This window comes from Algoriphagus litoralis (assembly GCF_003259255.1).
In the GTDB taxonomy this organism is placed as follows: domain Bacteria; phylum Bacteroidota; class Bacteroidia; order Cytophagales; family Cyclobacteriaceae; genus Algoriphagus; species Algoriphagus litoralis.
The window spans coordinates 71861-90806 of the sequence record NZ_QGOL01000012.1; the positions used below are offsets into that span (position 1 = coordinate 71861).

Below are 18946 nucleotides of genomic sequence, written 5' to 3' on the forward strand. Positions count from 1 at the left end.
TTATTCATTTTCAATAGAATTTTTGCTTTGCCATGGGATGGCTTCGGTTTTTGTGTGTAACTTTGACGGGCAAATAGGGTTACCTAGATCCAATATTTGCCATGAATCGAAACTCCTCGAAGTTCCTTTACGAAGCACTCACCTACGATGATGTGCTCCTTGTGCCGGGTTATTCCGAAGTGCTCCCACGCGAGACCAACACCTCCACCCAGCTCACCAAAAAAATCCGATTGAATATACCCTTAGTATCAGCTGCCATGGATACCGTGACAGAAGCTGAGCTGGCTATAGCCATTGCACTGGAAGGTGGTTTGGGATTCATTCACAAAAACATGTCAATCGATAAGCAGGCCGCGCAGGTCCGCAAAGTGAAACGTTCCCAGGCAGGGATGATTCTGGATCCTATCACACTCCATATTGACGCCAAAGTACGGGATGCGGAAACCATCATGCGTGAATACCACATCGGTGGTATCCCGGTGGTAGATGGAGATAAAGTTTTAAAGGGAATCATCACCAACCGAGACCTGAGATTTATCAAAGATCAAAACCGCCTGATAAGAGAAATTATGACCAAAGATAACCTGATCACAGCAAAATCAGGGATATCACTGGAGCAGGCAGAGGAAATCTTGCAGGAATACAAAATCGAGAAGCTTCCGATCGTCGATGACGAAATGAAACTTACTGGATTGATCACCTATAAGGATATCCTGAAGCGAAGAGACAAGCCAAACGCATGTAAAGATGAGTATGGTCGTCTTCGTGTTGGTGCAGCAGTCGGTGTTACAGCTGATATCGTAGAGCGGGTAGAGGCATTGAAAAATGCCGGAGTGGACGTCGTTTCTATAGATACCGCGCATGGACACTCTAAAGGTGTGATCGAAACTTGCAAGCGAATAAAAGCAGCATTTCCTGATTTGGAAGTCATTGTAGGAAATATTGCCACTCCAGAGGCAGCTGTTGCTCTTGCGGAAGCGGGTGCAGACGCGGTCAAAGTTGGAGTGGGGCCAGGTTCTATCTGTACTACTAGAATCATAGCAGGAGTTGGAGTTCCACAGCTCTCTGCAGTATTTGAATGTGCAGAAGCGCTGAAAGGGACCGGAGTTCCTGTAATCGCCGATGGTGGAATTCGTTATTCTGGTGACCTAGTCAAAGCAATAGCAGCAGGTGGAAGCTCCATCATGATTGGTTCGCTCCTAGCGGGAACAGAAGAAGCTCCTGGGGAAATGATCATTTTCGAAGGAAGAAAATTCAAATCCTATCGAGGCATGGGATCACTTGAAGCCATGGAATCCGGCTCTAAGGACCGCTATTTCCAGGACGCTGAAGACAATATCAAAAAGCTGGTGCCTGAAGGCATCGTAGGTAGAGTCCCTTACAAAGGTTTAGTGTCAGAAGTTCTTTACCAACTGGTAGGTGGACTTCAGGCTGGGATGGGGTATTGCGGTACCAAAACCATCGAAGATCTGCAGCGGGACGGCAAATTTGTCAAAATAACCACTGCTGGGGTAAAAGAGTCTCATCCACACGATGTAAGTGTGACAAGAGAAGCTCCAAACTATAGCTTGAAATCATAAAGCGAAAAGGCCGATTCTAATTAAGAATCGGCCTTTTTCATTTTAATGGTCTTTAGGTTAGGAAAAAGTCTGGGGTTGTTTTTTTAACCATTCACCTCAAAAGTCACATCCCACTCTTCAATTAGTTTTACCGTTTTGGAAAATTCTTTATGAAGCGGATTAATCAATAAATTGTACTCTTGAGGGTAACTTTTCAATGGAATTCTGATTGAAGGAATTTTTAATATCGGTGATATCATTCCCTTTGCCCACGCGGTACCAAACTCTTGGGTTGATCGGGGATAAGGTCGGTTTTTCCAATCAGGAGGCAAGAAATCAGCGTCCAATTCAGGAATTGTTCCATCAATTTCCAGTATAGCCAACTTCCAATTGCTTTGGGTTACTACAGGCCCTTTGATGCTCAATAGCTCCAGAAAGTTGAGCGAGCTCATCGCACAGGCATAGATCATGGGTGTCCCAAATTGATTCCACCTTCCCTGACCAAGTCCATAACCCAAGCTATCCCTACCGGGCAAATTCTCCATCAGCCGGAAATAGCGCATATCAGAGAATATTGCCCCAAGATATCGCCTCCAATGCCTGATCTACTAAAGTAATCTGGTATGGATTTTTGAGAAGTGTGGCCGGCTTTTGATCCCCAAGCGCAGCATTGGGTGTATGGAGCCACTGGGAAAGCAGCTCCTCAGAGCCAAATATCCGGATGCCTTTGGCAATGATCTGGTCCATCTCAAGAAGGTTTTTGGTGAGTGATTTACTGAGCTTTCTATCTTCCTTTTTCCAACGGAAAAGTGTACTCGGATCCACTTCCATCACTTCTGCGATGTCATGTGTGGTGAAGTCCAAGAAATCAAAAAATGTACTGGTCTCATGAAAGTCCAAAACTGCCCCATAAGGCTCCCTTGGCTCATTTACGGTAGAAACAATATCCTTGAAGAAGTGATAAGGTAAAACTCCCGTCTCAATTACTTCTGGATTTTGGCCTGAGAATCGAATCTTCCATGTCTGACTCATAGCTATCTTCTTTAATCACACCAATTTACAAAGAGTAGTCTTATTTGCAAGTATTATTTATCCTTTTTGAGATACTTTAATTTTTCATCTTTCTTTTAATATCATCTACGATAGCAGCAGCATGGCTGATGCTGTTTTCGATAAAAAACTCACGGGTATTTAATCCACCACAGACTACTCCGGCAAGATAGACCCCCGGCACATTGGACTCTTGATTGGTATGGTCATAGCAAGGCTGACGCTTTTCATCTAAGCTCATTTCTACACCAAGTTGGTCCAAAAGCGAAAAATTAGGTTTGTATCCTGTCATGGCCAAAACCCAATCATTTGCTATGGTCACGTCGCCTTCTTGCGTCTCAATGACTACCTCATGATTCCGAATTTCTTTGACTCTGGACTGGGCATAGGCTGTAATTGAACCCTCTTTGATTCGATTCATTATATCTGGTCTTACCCAGTATTTGACATTCTCATCCACTTCATCGCCCAAGAGGACCATACTGACTTCAGCTCCTTTTCGCCAAGTCTCCAATGCAGCATCTACGGCTGAATTGGCTCCACCGACTACCAGTACTTTTTGATTGATAAAAGGCCAGGGCTCTTTGTAGTAATGGAGCACCTTTGGAAGGTCTTCGCCTGGGACATTCATTAAGTTGGGCAGATCATAAAAACCCGTTGCAAGGACAATTTTCTTCGTTTCGTAAGTTCCTTTTGATGTTTTTATAGAGAATGAGCCTTCATTTTTTGTCAAAGTCTGGACACTTTCATAGAGATTAACATTCAATTTGAAATGGAAAAAAATCCGCCGATAGTATTCTAAGGCTTCAGTTCTCGTGGGTTTTGCTGCCACCGACATGAAGGGAATTCCTGCCATTTCCAAGCGCTCAGATGTGGAGAAAAATGTCATATTGACTGGATAATTGTAGATTGAATTAGTCAGAGCGCCTTTTTCCAAAATCAGGTAATCCAGCCCTGCTTTCTGTGCTTCAATTCCACAGGCCAGTCCGATGGGGCCTCCACCTATGATAATCAGGTCATGTATTTTTTCCATTTTTTATCTTTCAAATATGAAGTTGGAGATCCTTATATGAGGATGGATTCCAGGTAAAAGTTCGTTCAGTGATGGTCGTCAAACCATGACTATTCTTCAGCACAGCTGCGGAGGATACAGTCCCATAGTTTGGAGTAATTCGTATCAACTGGGCAGAAAGCCCGATTTCCAACTGTTCAGGTGCACCTGTTTTGGGCAAGGTATCGAGAGGGTAGGTTTCTTTTGATTTAAGAATACCCAAGAGCTTCTCATCCGACACTCCCTCTGCCAGTAGGTTTGCTAGTTGCTTTTTAGCCAATTCAACTTTTGGCCAGGGATCATTAATCAGTCCATTACTTAGACCATGAATGCCAGGTGATACAGCTTCGATTTTTTTGGCGTAGTTGCTGAGATAAAAGAGCTTTTCACCGTCAGACACCAAAAGATTGAAGCCATCATACCGATCTTTATCTTTGAAAATTCCCTCAAGATACGCTTCAGGACTTTTGTAACCCTCAAGGAATTCCTGAACCAATTTGCCTCGACTGATATCTCCTTTTTGACTTCGAGAGAAATCCCGGTAATTAGTCAGCAGCGCCCATTTTCCGTCAGGATGAAATCCCATCCAAGTTCCTCCAGCCCGGAGGTCTCTGCCTGCAATTATTCCTGAATCCCATTGATGAAGGGATTCCGTGGGTCTGTCAAAAAACTCATCTCGATTGGCACTGATGATAAGTGGATAATCGGGGTGATTTTTCCAAGAAAAAGCTACTAAACACATACAATTTAAAGGTATAAAAAAGGGACTGTGTTTGGACAGTCCCTTAGGGTGAATTAGTCAACTTTTGCCTCTTGGAGACTTGGGTAATCTGTAAATCCTTTTTCACCCGGAGTATAGAATGTGCTTTCATCCCATTTGGCCAATTCCACGTGACTGGCAAATCGCTCAGGTAAATCAGGATTTGAAATAAATGGCTTTCCAAAAGCAACCGCATCAGCAAATCCCTCCTCGATGATCTCATTTCCTTTTTCCTGATCAAAGCCACTGTTGATTACAAGCTTGCCATGGTACATGGGTCTGTATCGCTTCGCGATATGCTGCTCAGCAAACGGGATTTTACTTACATCGGTAAAAGGCTCTGATAGGTGGAGGTAGGCTAGATCGTAGTCATTGAGTTTTTTAATGATGTAGTCAAAAGTCGGAATCGTCTCTTCGTCCATTGTCATTCCAAACACCCCGTTGAGCGAAGGATTGAGTCTCAATCCAATTCGGTTTTCAGGCATTACTTCCTTGATTGCATCAATCACATCAAAAAGGATTCTTGCCTTGTTCTCAATGCTTCCTCCGTACTCGTCAGTTCTGAAATTTGACGTTCCGTTGAAGAATTGATGAAATAGATAACCATTAGACGAATGAATCTCTACCCCATCAAACCCTGCCTCCATAGCATTTTTAGCCGCGTTTTTGAAGTCCTGTATGGTGGATTTGATATCCTCCAATGTCATTTCTTGAGCTGTCACGGTTTCTTTAAACCCTTCAGGCGTGTAGGATTTTGAATTGGGATTGGTAGCAGAAGCTGAAAGTGGAAGCGCCCCGTTGTGAAAATCAGGGTGTGACATTCTGCCCACATGCCAAAGCTGGATGAAGATATGGCCATTTGCCTCATGGACGGCCTTGGTTACACCTTTCCAAGCTTCTGTCTGAGCTGCAGAGTAGATTCCAGGTGTATTAATATACCCTACACCTCGGGGCGATACCTGTGAGCCTTCGGTAATGATCAGTCCGGCAGATGCACGCTGTCTGTAATATTCTTCATGCAGTTCGAAGACTTTGTTTTCTGGATTGGCAGCTCTACTTCTGGTCATCGGAGCCATCCAAACTCGGTTTTTCAAGGTTAGATCTCCTACTTCAATAGGCTGTAAAAGTGGTTGATTGGTACTCATGGTCTGTTGGTTTAGTTTTAAAATTACGTGTATATACAACTAAATGCCTTCTGCAAAAGTTCCATCCTTTCCCAAAAAATCAGGAATCCAACTTCGTGAAGAAGATGAGATTTACTCAGTTTATTGAAAGAAAATGGACTTTAACCAATTTTAATACGAAATAAATCGTACTTAATTTTGAATATACGATTTGCTTCGTATATCTTTGGTACGAAAGAAATCGTAGAACAGAAAATGAATAAACCAACGGAATCCGAATTAGAAATTTTATCCCTCCTCTGGGAGCTTAAAGAGGCCAGCGTCAGGCAGATCCATGAGCGGCTATCTCAGACCAAGGATACAGGGTACACCACTACCCTGAAAACCATGCAGATCATGTACACCAAAGGAATGGTGACTCGGGACGAAGAAAATCGGTCCCATATCTATCGCCCCGCTACCAACCAGCAGGAGACACAGAAGTCTCTCCTGAAAAACCTGATGAGCACGGCATTCGGTGGCTCGTCCAAAAAGCTGGTCATGCAGGCCCTCGGCCAGGATAATCCCTCAAAGGATGAAATCAATGAGATTAGAGCATTTTTGGATCAACTCGAAAACAATTGATGATGAGGTTTTTAAATGACTGGATTTCCGATAGCTTACTTCGGGCCTTGGGTTGGACTTTGGTTCACTCCTTTTGGCAATTGATTCTCATAGCAGCCTTACTTTGGTTGGTTCTCAAGCTGGCTCATAAAACCAAACCAGCCATCAAGTACGGATTCTCAATTGTAGCGTTGCTGCTGTCCTTTTTGGTGGTGCTAGGGACCTTTTTGTATCAACTTGATCTAGAGAAACCAACGGAAGCAGGTTTGGCATCAGTGGATGTTGAATTTCTTTTTAATGAATCCTCTACAGTTCAGCCATCAGAGACCATACGATCAAGTGTGCAGGATTTCACCTTTTGGATTGATCAGAATTTAGCTCTTCTGGTAAACGTTTGGTTTCTAGGAGTCCTTCTTTTTCTTTTCAAGTTTGTAAACAGTCTGTCTGAAATTCGCACTCTTCGCAAGACTTCCAAATCATTACCTGACTTTCAGATTCAAAAAATTGTCTACCGTTTGGCAGAAAAGATGGGTGTCAAACCTGAAGTTCAGCTCCGTATCACCGAATCAGGAATCTCTCCTTTGACTTTCGGAACCTTAAAACCAGTCATCTTATTTCCAGCAGGCTTGCTTTTTCAGCTTTCACCCATTCAACTAGAAGCGATTATTGCTCACGAACTCGCACATGTAAAGCGAAATGATTACCTCGTAAACCTGCTTCTTTCTGGCCTGGAAGTCATTTTCTTTTACCACCCCTGCTATTGGTGGATGAATAATTCTCTGAAAGAACTGCGGGAAAATGCCGCAGATGATCTGGTCATGCAGGCAGGAATCGAACCAAAAAATCTGGCTACCAGTCTAGCTGAGATTTTGAATTTTGCAAAGCAAAACCCACCCGAATTAGCGCTGGCAGCAGGTAAAAAAAGAAATCCTACCCTCCAGCGCATCAAGCGGATGCTCGGGTATCCCTCCCAAAACTATCCACAAAACCCTATTATTTCACTCCCTATGCTACTTACACTTCTCCTCAGTGCAGGCCTGATGGCTAGCGCACAGCAAGACAAACCAAAAACCCAGGATCCAATCATGCCTGAAGAACTTCAGGCCACTGGAGCGGAATATTACGTCTTAGACACGATTCGTACGAATGAAGCCTCAAAACCAAATCAATCTAATCGGCTTCCAAAGGAAGAAAATGTCATGGTGATTTCTGACAAAGGCTATACCTACCGAATCACTGGAGACACCTTGATCTCTGGCTCGGATACCCTTATCCTGAAAGGTGATGCAAAAGTCAAATTGGATCAACTCCGCGCCTTCGATTGGTCAGATATGCCGGAAATAGAATTTCCAGAACCTCCGGTGCCGACTATGGATTTTGAAATTCCCCCAATACCCGATTTTGATATGGAATTCCCCATGGAAATGACTGCATTCGCCATGGAACCCATGTTTCCCGTCCCGCCATTTGACTTTTCATTTGACATGGATGTACCTGTTCCGCCGATGATGTTCTTTGGTGATACTACCAAAATGTCAAAAGCAGATCGTGAAAAATGGGCCAAAGACCTGGAAGAACGATCTAAGGATTGGGCAAAAATAGCAGAAGAAAGAGCTGCAGCGTGGTCAAAAAATGCAGAAGAATGGGCTAAGCATAGAGAGGAATGGGCTGCCAAATGGGAAGAAGGATCTGCAGAAAGGGAAGCCAAAATTGAGGCTTGGAAAAAAGAATTTGAGCCAAAAATGAAGGAGTTTGAACAAAAAATGAAAGAATGGCAAGCAGCTCACGAGCCTAAAATGAAAGAATTTGAGCTGAAAATGAAAGAATGGGAAGCTACTCAAAAGCCGAAAATGGAAGAGTTCCAGCAACGAATGGAAGAGTGGCAAAAAAAGCATCAAGCCAAGCTTGAGGAGTTTCAAAAGCAAATCCAGAAAGAGCTTTCAAAAGAAAACAACAACTGACTATAAATTGTGTGTTAATGCTTTAAAAAAGACCTGTCCGATGGGCAGGTTTTTTTTTGTGGTGTGCTTGGGAAGGAGTCAAAATGAAATATCGTATTGAACCCGGATTCGGGTTTCATCGCTTTGGGGTAGGGATTGATCCTGAAATTCAAAGCGGGTCAGTTCTACAGTCAATTTGTTTTTATGCGCAACAAAGAAGTAATTCAAAGCGACTGCAAACTCCTTTTGTTGATTGTTTGGGATAGTAATATCTGGCCGATACTTGGCAAATCGAGTGGCGATTTCCATTTTTTCTGGCCAAAAATTAAAAACCAGGTGGGGAAAATAACCGGCTTGCAGGTAGTACCCCGCCAAAGTGGTGGTAGTGAGGTTGATATTGTCTTGTATCTGCTTTCTATGCCACTCTGAAGCCCAAGAAAATCCCCGGTAATTAAATGCGGATTCCAACTGGAATTGTTTGACTAGGTATTGACCGGGGAGCCCATTTTCAAAGCCTTCCAGACTTCCTCCGCCAGATTGGGAAAACCTGGTGTACGGACTTGTATTGGTAGCTCCAGCTAGGGCGATAACCCCGGCTGGCTTTTCTGAGATTTCCAAGTCTCCTCCTTCAAAAGGAACTTCCCTTCCCAAAAAATTCCACTGAAATCGGCCAAAATACATCAATCGATTGTCGTCATTGGCGGTAGACCCTCGGCCAGTTCCGGTCAAAATTGCCACCCAATAGTCAAAGTTTGCGATTCCACCTCCGTCCAAATTGCCATAGACCGTGATGCCCTGCTGCCGGTCTAAAGTGAATTGTCTGTTGATCAGTGATCTGTCCACCAGTTGCTGTTCTCCGGAGCTGATCAATCTTTCCCGGGTAAATTCCACTTTCCACTGACCTAGTTTAAACTTCAACCAGGGCCATTTTTCGAGCATTACCCTAAAATCGAGGAGGTTACTTTGCCCAAGTTCGTATTCAAAATAGTATTTCAACCACGGTTGATAAGCGTGTCCACCGATTTTGAGACGAGCTCGGTTTATCTTAAAAAGCCGTTGGTTTTCATTTGTGAAGTCGTCAAATGTCACTGGATTTTGGTCATCCGGACTGGAAAAGCGGAACTGAAGACGGCTGGCAATTTGGATCAAAAATTTTCCTGAAGCATCTGAAAATTCGAATCCTTTTGAGCTATGATAAAATTTTCCTTGAGCAGGAAGGCTGTCTGTGGCAGCTTGGCCGAATGAGTAGGAAATAGCCCCCCCCAGCAGCAGAAAAAATAAAAGCAGGCATCGTTTCATTGAATAAAATCTTTCTAACTCTAAGATAAGGATGTTTTAGAATATGAATTTTGGGATCAGCTTTTGCTGTCAAATTGAACTGGAAACAGTCAAAAATACCTCAGGGCAGAATTTTTACGGGAAATTGCCCCACATTTTTGAAAGTCCTGCCTGGGCAAGGGGATTTTCGTCATCTATTTTCAAAAAAAACGGCCAAAAATAGGCTGTTTTGGCCATTTCCGAAGGTAATCCTGATGCTTGGTAAGGCCTTGAGAATCAATAAAAATTTCTTTGATTTTTTATTAAAAATATTGGCTTGGATGAAACTTTTGGCTACTTTTAAATCAAAGTGGTAAAAAGTAGGAAAAAGTGGGGGAAAGTGGTTTAGCTTTTATTACTTTTGTTTTTACAAAAAACTCCAAAATCAGAAGAGTCAAGGAATGTTCAATAGTCAACATGAGTGTAAGCTGGATCCTAAGGGACGTCTGGTATTGCCTTCCAAAATAAAGGGAGCGATACCTGAGTCGAATGGGAATGCCCTTATGCTTCAGATGGCTGCTGATCGATGTCTTAAACTGTTTCCGATGGTTGAGTTTCGAAAGCTGGAAAGTCAGGTAAACGCGCTCTCTGATCACAACGAAGAGACTAGGAGATTGAAGCGTTCCTTTTTTACGCGAATAGCGGAAGTTGAACTGGATGGGTCAGGTCGCTTCTTGATCCCAAAGGTTTTCCAAGAGTATGCAGGACTGGACAAAGACGTGGTCGTGGTCGGAATGGGAAGCCAAATAGAAATCTGGAGTTCCGAACGAATCAAAGGGTACCTGATCGAGGACGATGCCGAGATGTCTCAACTGATGGAAAAACATCTATCCTGAAGCCATGACGACATCTGCGTACCATATCCCGGTGATGCTTTCTCAATGCATTGAAGGCTTGGCTATAGATCCCAATGGAATCTATGTCGATGTGACTTTTGGCGGGGGAGGACATTCCAGGGAGATCTTGAAGCATTTGGACAAGGGACATCTCTATGGCTTCGATCAGGATGAAGATGCTTTGGCAAATGCGCCAAAAGATGATCGCTTCACCTTTGTGCAGGCAAACTTCCGGGACATCAAGCGATATCTCCGGCTCTATGGAGTGAAGCAAGTCGATGGGATTTTGGCTGATTTGGGTATTTCCTCGCATCAAATCGATGTGCCGGGCCGTGGCTTTTCGACCAGATTCAGTGGGGAGTTGGACATGAGAATGAATCAATCTGCCGACTTGAGTGCCAAAACGGTCTTGAATACCTACGACGAAGGCAAGCTTCATAAGATTTTAGGAATCTACGGAGAAGTAAAAAATGCCAAAACCTTGGCCCAGGCGATTGTCTCAGAGCGGGCTCAAGCTCCTTTCGAAACGACGGAAGGATTTACGGCTTTTCTGAAGCGGTTTGCGCCAAGAGGCAAAGACTTCAAATACTACGCGCAGGTCTTTCAAGCCCTTCGTATCGAAGTCAATGATGAAATCGGAGCACTTGAAGAATTGCTCCTTAGCTCTATTGAGCTGCTGAAGCCGGAGGGAAGGCTGGTGGTCATGAGTTACCATAGCTTGGAAGATCGCTTGGTGAAAAATCTGATTGCCAAAGGAAAGTTTCAGGGCGAAGTGGAAAAAGATTTCTACGGCAACTTGATTAGACCTTTAGAGCCAGTCAGTAGAGGGTCAGTGATTGCCGATGAGGCGGAGTTGGAAGCCAATCCAAGATCCAGAAGTGCAAAATTGAGAATCGCCAAAAAGATAGGAAATCGAGCATGAGGGGGAAAGCCCTCACCATGAAATGATTGGTGATGTGAGATTCTATATGGCCTTTAAAAAGAAATAATTATCATATAAAAATGAGTCAGAACACCTTTAAGGAAAAACTTAAGTCTGGGAATGCCCCAAAAGGTGGATCGAAGCGCACGCTATTTACCTGGATCGAAGAGAAACTCGATGTGAAGGGGATTTTGGGCGAAGGAGTACCAGTGCAATTGGTTCCTCCAGTAGGATTTGTGGTTTTGCTGGCGCTGGTCTACATCTACAGCAATCACCGTGCGGAGAGCATGGTCCGCAAAATCGAAAAAGCCCAGCAGGAAGTGGAGGATCTCCGTGCAGATGTCACCACCCTTGAGGCCGAATACATGCAAAGCAGCATGCAGTCCGAAGTGGCTAAGCGAGTTGCCAAGCTTGACATCTATGAATTGAATCAACCGCCAATCAAAATAGTGGTAGAAAAGTGAATATTAAACGCTCCATAGTGCTCCGAGTCAGGGTGGTCTTCATCCTTGTTGCTTTGGCTGCCTGCGCGATCCCTTACAAGATCGCCGTAGTGCAGGTAAAGGAGGGAGAGAAGTGGAGAGCAAAAGCTGAGCAAGTGAACTTCCAGTACCGGGAGGTACCTGCCACTCGCGGTAATATTTATGCAACTGACGGGAGCTTGCTGGCTACGAGTCTACCTTTTTATCGGGTAGCTATCGACCCGACTATGGCCAAGGAGGCTCGATTTAAGTCTGGTATCGATTCTTTGGCAAGAAACCTAGCCGCTTTTTACAAAGACAAATCTGCCACTGCCTACAAGCGAATGATTCAAGATGCCCGCGGGGATAAGAAGCGATATTTGATTCTCAACCGACAGCAGATTGGCTATCAAGAAATGCAGAAAATGTCCAAGTGGCCGATCTTCAGGGACGGACGCCTTGGAGGAGGAGTGATTTTTGAAAAAGTAGAAAAGCGATACAGGCCTTTCAATTCCCTTGCCAGCAGGACTGTTGGCTTTCTGAATGAAGAGGATTATGGGGCGGGTATTGAATACAGCTTCAATAATTTCCTGAAAGGCAAGGATGGCAAAGCCTTGTTTCAGCGCTTGGCTGGCGGGATTTGGAAGCCAGTCTTCGATGCTGAAGATATCAAGCCAGACAATGGCTACGATGTATTTACCACCCTGGATGTCAATATCCAAGATGTGGCGGAAACTGCCCTTCGCAGACAGCTGACTGACCGAAATGCCGCTTTTGGATCCGTCATCGTGATGGAGGTGAAGACAGGCCATGTCAAGGCTATGGCCAATCTGCAGCGGAACAAAAGTGGTGTTGGCTATTCCGAAAGCTACAATTACGCTGTGGGTGACATTGGCAATACCGAGCCGGGATCCACTTTTAAATTGGTTTCGATGATGGCGCTTTTGGAAGAAAACAAAGTAAGCCTCAACGAAAAAATAGAGACGGGCAATGGTGCACACCGATTCTACAATCAGACGATGTACGATGCCAAAAATGGAGGCTTCGGAACGATAACCATTCGTGAAGCTTTCGAAAAATCATCAAACGTAGCGATTTCCAAATTAGTGGACATGCACTTCGGATCAAGTCCATCCAAGTTTATGGCTTATATGGACAAGGCTGGATTGGCAGAGCCATTTGACCTACAGTTGTCTGGAGAAGGCAAGCCCTTTTTTAAAAAACCGGGATCCAAGACATGGTATGGTACTTCTCTTCCTTGGATTTCCATCGGCTACGAATCCAAACTCAATCCGATCCATACATTGGCATTCTACAATGCAGTAGCGAATGATGGGGTGATGATGAAGCCTCTTTTTGTAAAAGGAGTAGGTCGAGGAAATACCTTGGTGGAAACTTATGAGCCTGAGATTTTGCGAAAGCAAATTGCCTCCGAGAAGACTATCAAGCAACTGCAGGAACTTCTGGAGGGTGTGGTCCTGCGCGGTACAGCCAAAAATATTCTGAATGAAAATTACCGAATCGCCGGAAAAACAGGGACTGCTCAGAAGATCATCAACGGAAAATACACAGAAACGTACTACACCAGCTTTGCGGGATACTTTCCTGCAGATCGTCCCAAGTACAGTATGATAGTGGTCATCGACAGTCCCAATGGATTTGCTGCTTACGGAGGGGACGTCTCTGCGCCGGTTTTCAAAGAAATCGCAGATCGAATCTACGCCTTGGACATGGATCTGAATCCAGTGGATCAATCCAAGATCTTTTTGGCAGAAAATCAAATCAGCAGAATGCCGTATGTCTCCGCCGGAAAAGGTGAGGAGCTTCAGGGGATTTTTGACGAATTGGGTGTAGTGGCTAAAACTCCCTCCACGGAGGATTGGATCAAAGCTTCTTTGGTCTCTGAGAAAATCGAATTGCGAATAAATGATACCGAAAAAGCTGTAGTGCCGGATGTTTCAGGTATGCCGCTACGGGATGCCCTTTTTGTCCTTGAAAACAAAGGACTAAAGGTAAACTACAAAGGAAAAGGTCGGGTGCTGGAGCAATCCATCACTCCCGGAAGTAAACTGACTCCGGACGCAACCATAAACTTGGTCCTAGGATGAAAGTGCTGAAAGACATATTGTATAAGGTATCGCTTACCTCGACTATTGGAGATATGGATCGGGAGGTGAGCAGCATTGTCTTTGACAGCAGAAAAGTGTCCGCCCATGCTGTTTTTGTAGCCATAGCCGGTACACAGGTGGATGGACACGAATTCATTTCCACTGCGCTGGACAAGGGTGCTACCACCATCGTCTGTGAGAAACTCCCTGAATCAATCGTAGCTGGTGTCACCTACGTACAGGCGGTCAGTTCCGCGAAAGCTCTGGGCATCATGGCGTCCAATTTTTATAATAATCCTTCTGAGGAGATCAAGGTCGTTGCGGTGACGGGTACAAATGGCAAAACCACTTCGGTCACTTTGCTGCACCAACTATTCGTAGGAATGGGCTATAGTACAGGACTGCTTTCGACAGTAGAAAATAAAATCAACGAGCAGGTGACTCCTGCTACGCATACAACACCAGATGCGGTAAGTGTTCAAGCGTTGCTCCGCCAAATGGTAGATCAAGGCTGTACCCATTGCTTTATGGAGGCGAGTTCACATGCCATCGTACAGGAGCGAATAGCAGGATTGAAGTTGGCTGGAGCTGTTTTCACCAATATCACGCACGATCACCTGGACTATCACGGGACATTTGACGAGTACATCAAAGCGAAGAAAAAACTGTTTGATGACTTGCCCAAAGACGCTTTTGCACTGGTAAATGGAGATGACCGTAGAGGGGCTGTGATGCTCCAAAACTGTAAAGCGTCTCACCACACTTTTGCGCTGAAATCGATGGCTGATTTCAAAGCCAAGATCCTATCCAATACCCTTGAAGGCCTCGAGTTGGATATCAACGGAAAGCAGATTTGGTTCCGAATGATCGGAGCTTTCAATGCGTACAACCTCCTCGGAGTGCTCGGGGTAGCGGTGCTGCTCGGTGAGGAAGAAGAGGAAGTGCTTCGGACCCTTTCAGCGATCCGTGGGGCAAAAGGCCGATTCGATCGGATTGCTATCGGAGGCATCATTGCTATCGTGGATTATGCACATACTCCTGATGCTTTGGACAATGTCCTGAAAACCATCAATGGTGTCCGGACTGGAAATGAACAACTAATTACAGTGGTCGGGTGTGGAGGCAATCGCGATAAAACCAAGCGACCCATCATGGCCAAACTTGCTGTAAGCGAAAGCACCAAAGCGATTTTCACATCAGACAATCCACGATTCGAAGATCCCATGGAAATCCTTCGGGAGATGCAGGCTGGAGTGGGTCCTTCGGAAGTCCGAAAGACCCTGACCATTGAGGATCGCAGAGAGGCTATCAAAACTGCCGTGATGCTCTCCAAAAAAGGGGATATCATTCTCATTGCGGGCAAAGGACACGAAGATTACCAAGAAATCAAGGGTGTCAAACATCACTTTGACGATGCCGAAGTGGTCACCGAAATCTTAGAACAATTCACAACTAACTGATATGCTTTATCCCATTTTTGACTATTTAGATCGAGTGCTGGACATCCCGGGAACGGGCGTGTTTCGCTATATCTCGTTCCGTGCGGGGATGGCGGCTGTTTTTTCATTGATCATCACCATCACTTTTGGTGAAGCCATCATCAACTGGATCCGCAGAAAGCAAATCGGTGAGACAGTACGTGATTTGGGATTGGAAGGGCAAGCTCAAAAGAAAGGCACACCAACAATGGGGGGACTGATGATGATCGCGGCGATCTTGGTTCCAACCCTTCTTTTTGCCAATCTGAATAATGTCTACATCATTCTTTTGCTGATTTCAACTGTTTGGTTGGGATTGATCGGATTTCTGGATGATTACATCAAAGTCTTTCGCAAAAATAAGGAGGGGCTAAAAGGCAGATTTAAAATCGTGGGTCAAATCGGAATCGGAATCATCGTCGGAGCTACGCTTTATTACAACGATGATGTAGTGATCCGTGAGTTTTCAACTCCAGTTTCCATCGAAGAGGGTGTTGTTGAGACACCGTCTTTCCAAGACGTCAAAGCGCTGAAGACTACCATTCCGTTTGTCAAAAACAATGAGTTGGACTATGAGCACATCTTAGGGTTTCTTGGCGAGTCAATGGTTCCGGTTTTATACATTTTGGTGGCGATTTTCATCATTACCGCTGTCTCCAACGGGGCAAATATCACCGATGGCATTGATGGCTTGGCTGCTGGAACTTCGGCAATCATTGGTTTGGCGATTGCGATTTTCGCCTATCTGAGCGGTAACGCTATTTTCTCCCAATACCTCGGTATCATGTATATCCCCAACTCAGGGGAGCTTGTGATTTTCGCTTCGGCATTCATCGGAGCCTGCGTCGGTTTCCTCTGGTACAATGCCTATCCCGCTCAAGTCTTTATGGGAGATACCGGCTCGTTGATGCTCGGTGGCGTGATCGCTGTGTTGGCTTTGACGCTTCGCAAAGAGCTTCTAATTCCGATCATGTGCGGAATTTTTCTGATTGAAAATGTAAGTGTGATGATTCAGGTAGGGTATTTCAAATACACCCGAAAAAAATATGGCGAAGGACGCAGGATTTTCTTGATGTCGCCGCTACACCACCATTACCAAAAGAAAGGAATACCTGAAGCAAAGATTGTGACCCGCTTTTGGATTGTAGGCATTTTGCTGGCGGTGATCACTTTGGCCACTTTAAAACTGAGATAGTAAATTTTATATGAAACAAATAGCCATCCTCGGAGCTGGAGAAAGCGGATTGGGAGCAGCATTGCTCGCCAAGCGGGAAGGCTATGGGGTTTGGGTATCTGATTCAGGATCGATTTCTCCTGAGCGGAAAAATGAATTACAGCAAGCCGGAATCGGCTTTGAAGAAGGGGGACACGATGAGGCTAAAGTTCTTTCTTGTGATCTGATTATTAAAAGCCCGGGGATTCCTGAAAAAGCACCACTGGTAAAAAGGGCTTTGGATGAAGGGATTCCGGTGATTGATGAACTGGAATTTGCACATCGATTCAGTGCAGGGAAGGTGATTGCCATCACCGGAACGAACGGCAAAACTACCACCACCCTTTTGACTTACCACTTGCTCAAAGAAGCGGGTTACGATGTAGGCTTGGCAGGCAATGTCGGCCAAAGCTGGGCGGGACAGCTGGTTCAAGGGGATCACGACTGGTGGGTGATTGAGGTGTCAAGCTTTCAGATCGACGGATTTCAGTGCTTCAAACCAGCCATTGCGATTTTGACTAACATCACTCCGGACCATTTGGATCGGTATGACTATAAACTGGAAAACTACATCCTTTCAAAGATGAGTCTTTTCAAAAATATGACCCCTCGTGAAAAAGGAATCCTATTTCTGGAAGATCCACTCTCTCTGAAAGGCTTGGGTATGAAAGAACCCAAGGCTGACCTGTACTGGATATCCTTGGCTGAAAAACAGACCAAAGGCGGATACAGTGACTTGACTGATCTGGAATTCGCTGTGGATGGCAAAGCCGTGAAAATCCCAGCTTCCTATCTGCCTATTTCCGGCTCGCACAATATCCTGAACGCACTTTGCGCAGGTACGGCGGCCTTGACGGTCGGACTGAGCGAGTCGCAACTGATCAGTGGATATTCCAGCTTCAAAAATGCTCCACATCGCATGGAGTTGATTCGTCAGATTGATGGTGTCCGATTCATCAACGACAGCAAGGGAACGAATGTCGAAGCGACCTATTATGCTTTGGGCAGTTTTACCAAGCCAATGATCTGGATCGCTGGAGGAGTGGATAAGGGGAATGATTATTCGGTTTTGAAGCCTTTGGTAGAAAATGGAAAAGTAAAAGTCCTGATCTGCCTAGGAAAGGATAATGAGAAGCTCAGGAAAGCTTTCACCGGAATTATTCCAGCGATAAAAGAAACTCAGGATATCCGCGAGGCGGTGACTTGGGGACAAGAATTGGCTGAAAATGGCGAAGTGGTTTTGCTTTCACCGGCATGTGCCAGCTTCGATTTATTTAAAAATTATGAGGATCGCGGGGCTCAGTTTCGCCACGCGGTTTTGGCATTAAAAGAAAAACAACAGGCATGATTCAGCTGAAGGCATGGATAGACGAGCAGTTTAAAGGTGATCCCATCATTTGGGCGATCGTGATTTTACTGTCTTTGTTCAGCATCCTCGTGGTGTATTCCGCCACGGGTACTTTGGCATACAAGACTGCCGGAGGAAATACCGAGCTGTACCTAATGCGTCATTCCTTTTTGGTGTTCGCCTCTCTCTTTGTGATGTGGCTTGCACATAAGATGCCTTATAAAAAGTACGCGCTGTACGCCCGGCTTTTCATGTATTTGTCGATTCCACTTTTGGCATTTACTTACCTCTTTGGCTCCAATATTAATGAAGCCAACCGCTGGCTGACCATTCCGGTGATCAACCAAGCATTCCAGCCTTCAGATTTGGCGAAGCTTTCACTGATCGCAGCATTGGCAGCCATGCTAGCCAAGCGACAGAATAACATCAAGGACTTTACGGGGACTTTCTTGCCTGTGATTTTGTCTATCGGAATTATCTGTGCGCTTATCGGTATGGCCAATATGTCAACAGCAATTTTGCTTTTGATCACCTGCCTTTTGATCATGTTTATCGGACGTGTGCCGCTCAAGTATCTCTTGCTTGTCGTGATGGTGGGAATCATGGGCTTGACGATTGCGGTATTCACCGGACAGCGGGGAGAGACGTTCTATTCCAGAATCGAGGCATTTTGGGAGTCAAAAGAGGACGATAGTAAAATTCCTTTCCAAGCCGAGCAGTCTTACATCGCTATCGCAACTGGAGGAGTGACAGGAAAAGGGCCCGGAAACAGCGAGCAGCGAAACTCCCTTCCGCACCCTTACTCGGATTTCATATACGCGATCATCATTGAGGAATATGGATTGGTGGGAGGTGCTACGGTGCTTTTCCTTTACCTCGCACTCCTTTATCGGGGGATGCGGATCGTCGCCAATTCCAATAAAGCCTTCGGAGGCTTGCTTTCCGCAGGTTTAAGCTTTGCGCTAGTCATCCAAGCTTTGGTCAATATGGCCGTGGCGGTTGGTTTGGGTCCGATTACAGGTTTGCCGCTTCCTCTGCTGAGCATGGGAGGGACCTCGCTTGTTTTCACCGGAACTGCACTGGGGATCATCCTGAGTGTGAGCCGCGGAGATCACTCGGATGAAGTGGCACCCGCATCAGAAGTACGAAATAAATTAAGAACAGCATAAACCCAAA

General features: G+C 45.1%; 17 protein-coding genes. 11 read left to right on the forward strand and 6 right to left on the reverse strand.

What is annotated here, in order from left to right; genetic code table 11:
• The first annotated feature begins 101 nt into the window (after positions 1–101).
• Positions 102–1580: an IMP dehydrogenase gene (guaB, locus tag DK188_RS14750; protein ID WP_111671602.1), complete on the forward strand. Its 1479-nt coding sequence runs from the start codon at positions 102–104 to the stop codon at positions 1578–1580.
• Positions 1581–1663: 83 nt separating this feature from the next.
• Here guaB and DK188_RS14755 read toward each other — a convergent pair whose 3' ends face one another.
• The 5 genes from DK188_RS14755 to DK188_RS14775 all read right to left on the reverse strand — a co-directional run bounded on the left by DK188_RS14755 (position 1664) and on the right by DK188_RS14775 (position 5565).
• Positions 1664–2122, reverse strand: coding sequence for an RES family NAD+ phosphorylase (locus tag DK188_RS14755; RefSeq protein ID WP_111671603.1), 459 nt, complete (start codon positions 2120–2122; stop codon positions 1664–1666).
• Position 2123: 1 nt separating this feature from the next.
• Positions 2124–2591, reverse strand: a complete 468-nt coding sequence (locus tag DK188_RS14760) for an antitoxin Xre/MbcA/ParS toxin-binding domain-containing protein (RefSeq protein WP_111671604.1) — start codon at positions 2589–2591, stop codon at positions 2124–2126.
• A 76-nt stretch (positions 2592–2667) separates the two neighbouring features.
• Entirely contained in the window at positions 2668–3642 is a 975-nt protein-coding gene (locus tag DK188_RS14765; RefSeq protein WP_111671605.1) for a YpdA family putative bacillithiol disulfide reductase, read from the reverse strand.
• 10 nt (positions 3643–3652) lie between these two features.
• Positions 3653–4402 carry an NRDE family protein gene (locus DK188_RS14770; protein ID WP_111671606.1) on the reverse strand — a complete coding sequence of 250 codons (750 nt, stop codon included), beginning with the start codon at positions 4400–4402 and terminating at the stop codon, positions 3653–3655.
• Positions 4403–4455: 53 nt separating this feature from the next.
• Complete coding sequence (locus tag DK188_RS14775; protein WP_111671607.1) at positions 4456–5565, reverse strand: alkene reductase; 1110 nt, start codon at positions 5563–5565, stop codon at positions 4456–4458.
• Between the two features lie 234 nt (positions 5566–5799).
• On the opposite strand from DK188_RS14775, the gene DK188_RS14780 reads away from it, so the two are divergent.
• Together DK188_RS14780 and DK188_RS14785 are read left to right on the forward strand one after the other, a co-directional pair.
• Positions 5800–6168 (forward strand): BlaI/MecI/CopY family transcriptional regulator, encoded by a 369-nt coding sequence (locus DK188_RS14780; RefSeq protein WP_111671608.1) that lies wholly within the window; start codon positions 5800–5802, stop codon positions 6166–6168.
• The gene (locus tag DK188_RS14785; protein ID WP_111671609.1) at positions 6168–8108 is read left to right on the forward strand and encodes a M56 family metallopeptidase; all 1941 of its coding nucleotides are present in this window, start codon (positions 6168–6170) and stop codon (positions 8106–8108) included. The genes DK188_RS14780 and DK188_RS14785 overlap by 1 nt, the downstream gene beginning before the upstream one ends.
• 78 nt (positions 8109–8186) lie before the next feature.
• Here the strand turns inward: DK188_RS14785 and DK188_RS14790 are convergent, their stop codons facing one another.
• A complete protein-coding gene (locus DK188_RS14790) occupies positions 8187–9386 on the reverse strand; it encodes a porin (protein ID WP_111671610.1) in 1200 nt (399 codons plus the stop codon).
• A gap of 419 nt (positions 9387–9805) precedes the next feature.
• On the opposite strand from DK188_RS14790, the gene mraZ reads away from it, so the two are divergent.
• The 8 genes from mraZ to DK188_RS14835 all read left to right on the forward strand — a co-directional run bounded on the left by mraZ (position 9806) and on the right by DK188_RS14835 (position 18939).
• The gene (mraZ, locus tag DK188_RS14800) at positions 9806–10240 is read left to right on the forward strand and encodes a division/cell wall cluster transcriptional repressor MraZ (protein ID WP_111671612.1); all 435 of its coding nucleotides are present in this window, start codon (positions 9806–9808) and stop codon (positions 10238–10240) included.
• Between the two features lie 4 nt (positions 10241–10244).
• On the forward strand, positions 10245–11162 hold the full coding sequence (rsmH, locus tag DK188_RS14805) for a 16S rRNA (cytosine(1402)-N(4))-methyltransferase RsmH (RefSeq protein ID WP_111671613.1): 918 nt from the start codon (positions 10245–10247) through the stop codon (positions 11160–11162).
• Between the two features lie 80 nt (positions 11163–11242).
• The gene (locus DK188_RS14810; RefSeq protein WP_111671614.1) at positions 11243–11626 is read left to right on the forward strand and encodes an FtsL-like putative cell division protein; all 384 of its coding nucleotides are present in this window, start codon (positions 11243–11245) and stop codon (positions 11624–11626) included.
• On the forward strand, positions 11623–13731 hold the full coding sequence (locus DK188_RS14815) for a penicillin-binding protein (protein WP_111671615.1): 2109 nt from the start codon (positions 11623–11625) through the stop codon (positions 13729–13731). Before DK188_RS14810 ends, DK188_RS14815 begins: the two co-directional genes overlap by 4 nt.
• Entirely contained in the window at positions 13728–15191 is a 1464-nt protein-coding gene (locus DK188_RS14820; protein WP_111671616.1) for a UDP-N-acetylmuramoyl-L-alanyl-D-glutamate--2,6-diaminopimelate ligase, read from the forward strand. The genes DK188_RS14815 and DK188_RS14820 overlap by 4 nt, the downstream gene beginning before the upstream one ends.
• Position 15192: 1 nt before the next feature.
• Complete coding sequence (mraY, locus tag DK188_RS14825) at positions 15193–16404, forward strand: phospho-N-acetylmuramoyl-pentapeptide-transferase (RefSeq protein ID WP_111671617.1); 1212 nt, start codon at positions 15193–15195, stop codon at positions 16402–16404.
• A 10-nt stretch (positions 16405–16414) separates the two neighbouring features.
• Entirely contained in the window at positions 16415–17770 is a 1356-nt protein-coding gene (gene murD, locus DK188_RS14830) for a UDP-N-acetylmuramoyl-L-alanine--D-glutamate ligase (protein ID WP_111671618.1), read from the forward strand.
• Positions 17767–18939, forward strand: coding sequence for an FtsW/RodA/SpoVE family cell cycle protein (locus DK188_RS14835; RefSeq protein ID WP_111671619.1), 1173 nt, complete (start codon positions 17767–17769; stop codon positions 18937–18939). Before murD ends, DK188_RS14835 begins: the two co-directional genes overlap by 4 nt.
• Positions 18940–18946 lie beyond the last annotated feature (7 nt).

Bases quoted from the DNA above. Each gene is read 5' to 3' on its own strand.
- guaB (WP_111671602.1), top strand. From the start codon at position 102: ATGAATCGAAACTCCTCGAAGTTCCTTTACGAAGCACTCACCTACGAT.
- DK188_RS14755 (WP_111671603.1), bottom strand. From the start codon at position 2,122: ATGCGCTATTTCCGGCTGATGGAGAATTTGCCCGGTAGGGATAGCTTG.
- DK188_RS14760 (WP_111671604.1), bottom strand. From the start codon at position 2,591: ATGAGTCAGACATGGAAGATTCGATTCTCAGGCCAAAATCCAGAAGTA.
- DK188_RS14765 (WP_111671605.1), bottom strand. From the start codon at position 3,642: ATGGAAAAAATACATGACCTGATTATCATAGGTGGAGGCCCCATCGGA.
- DK188_RS14770 (WP_111671606.1), bottom strand. From the start codon at position 4,402: ATGTGTTTAGTAGCTTTTTCTTGGAAAAATCACCCCGATTATCCACTT.
- DK188_RS14775 (WP_111671607.1), bottom strand. From the start codon at position 5,565: ATGAGTACCAATCAACCACTTTTACAGCCTATTGAAGTAGGAGATCTA.
- DK188_RS14780 (WP_111671608.1), top strand. From the start codon at position 5,800: ATGAATAAACCAACGGAATCCGAATTAGAAATTTTATCCCTCCTCTGG.
- DK188_RS14785 (WP_111671609.1), top strand. From the start codon at position 6,168: ATGATGAGGTTTTTAAATGACTGGATTTCCGATAGCTTACTTCGGGCC.
- DK188_RS14790 (WP_111671610.1), bottom strand. From the start codon at position 9,386: ATGAAACGATGCCTGCTTTTATTTTTTCTGCTGCTGGGGGGGGCTATT.
- mraZ (WP_111671612.1), top strand. From the start codon at position 9,806: ATGTTCAATAGTCAACATGAGTGTAAGCTGGATCCTAAGGGACGTCTG.
- rsmH (WP_111671613.1), top strand. From the start codon at position 10,245: ATGACGACATCTGCGTACCATATCCCGGTGATGCTTTCTCAATGCATT.
- DK188_RS14810 (WP_111671614.1), top strand. From the start codon at position 11,243: ATGAGTCAGAACACCTTTAAGGAAAAACTTAAGTCTGGGAATGCCCCA.
- DK188_RS14820 (WP_111671616.1), top strand. From the start codon at position 13,728: ATGAAAGTGCTGAAAGACATATTGTATAAGGTATCGCTTACCTCGACT.
- mraY (WP_111671617.1), top strand. From the start codon at position 15,193: ATGCTTTATCCCATTTTTGACTATTTAGATCGAGTGCTGGACATCCCG.
- murD (WP_111671618.1), top strand. From the start codon at position 16,415: ATGAAACAAATAGCCATCCTCGGAGCTGGAGAAAGCGGATTGGGAGCA.
- DK188_RS14835 (WP_111671619.1), top strand. From the start codon at position 17,767: ATGATTCAGCTGAAGGCATGGATAGACGAGCAGTTTAAAGGTGATCCC.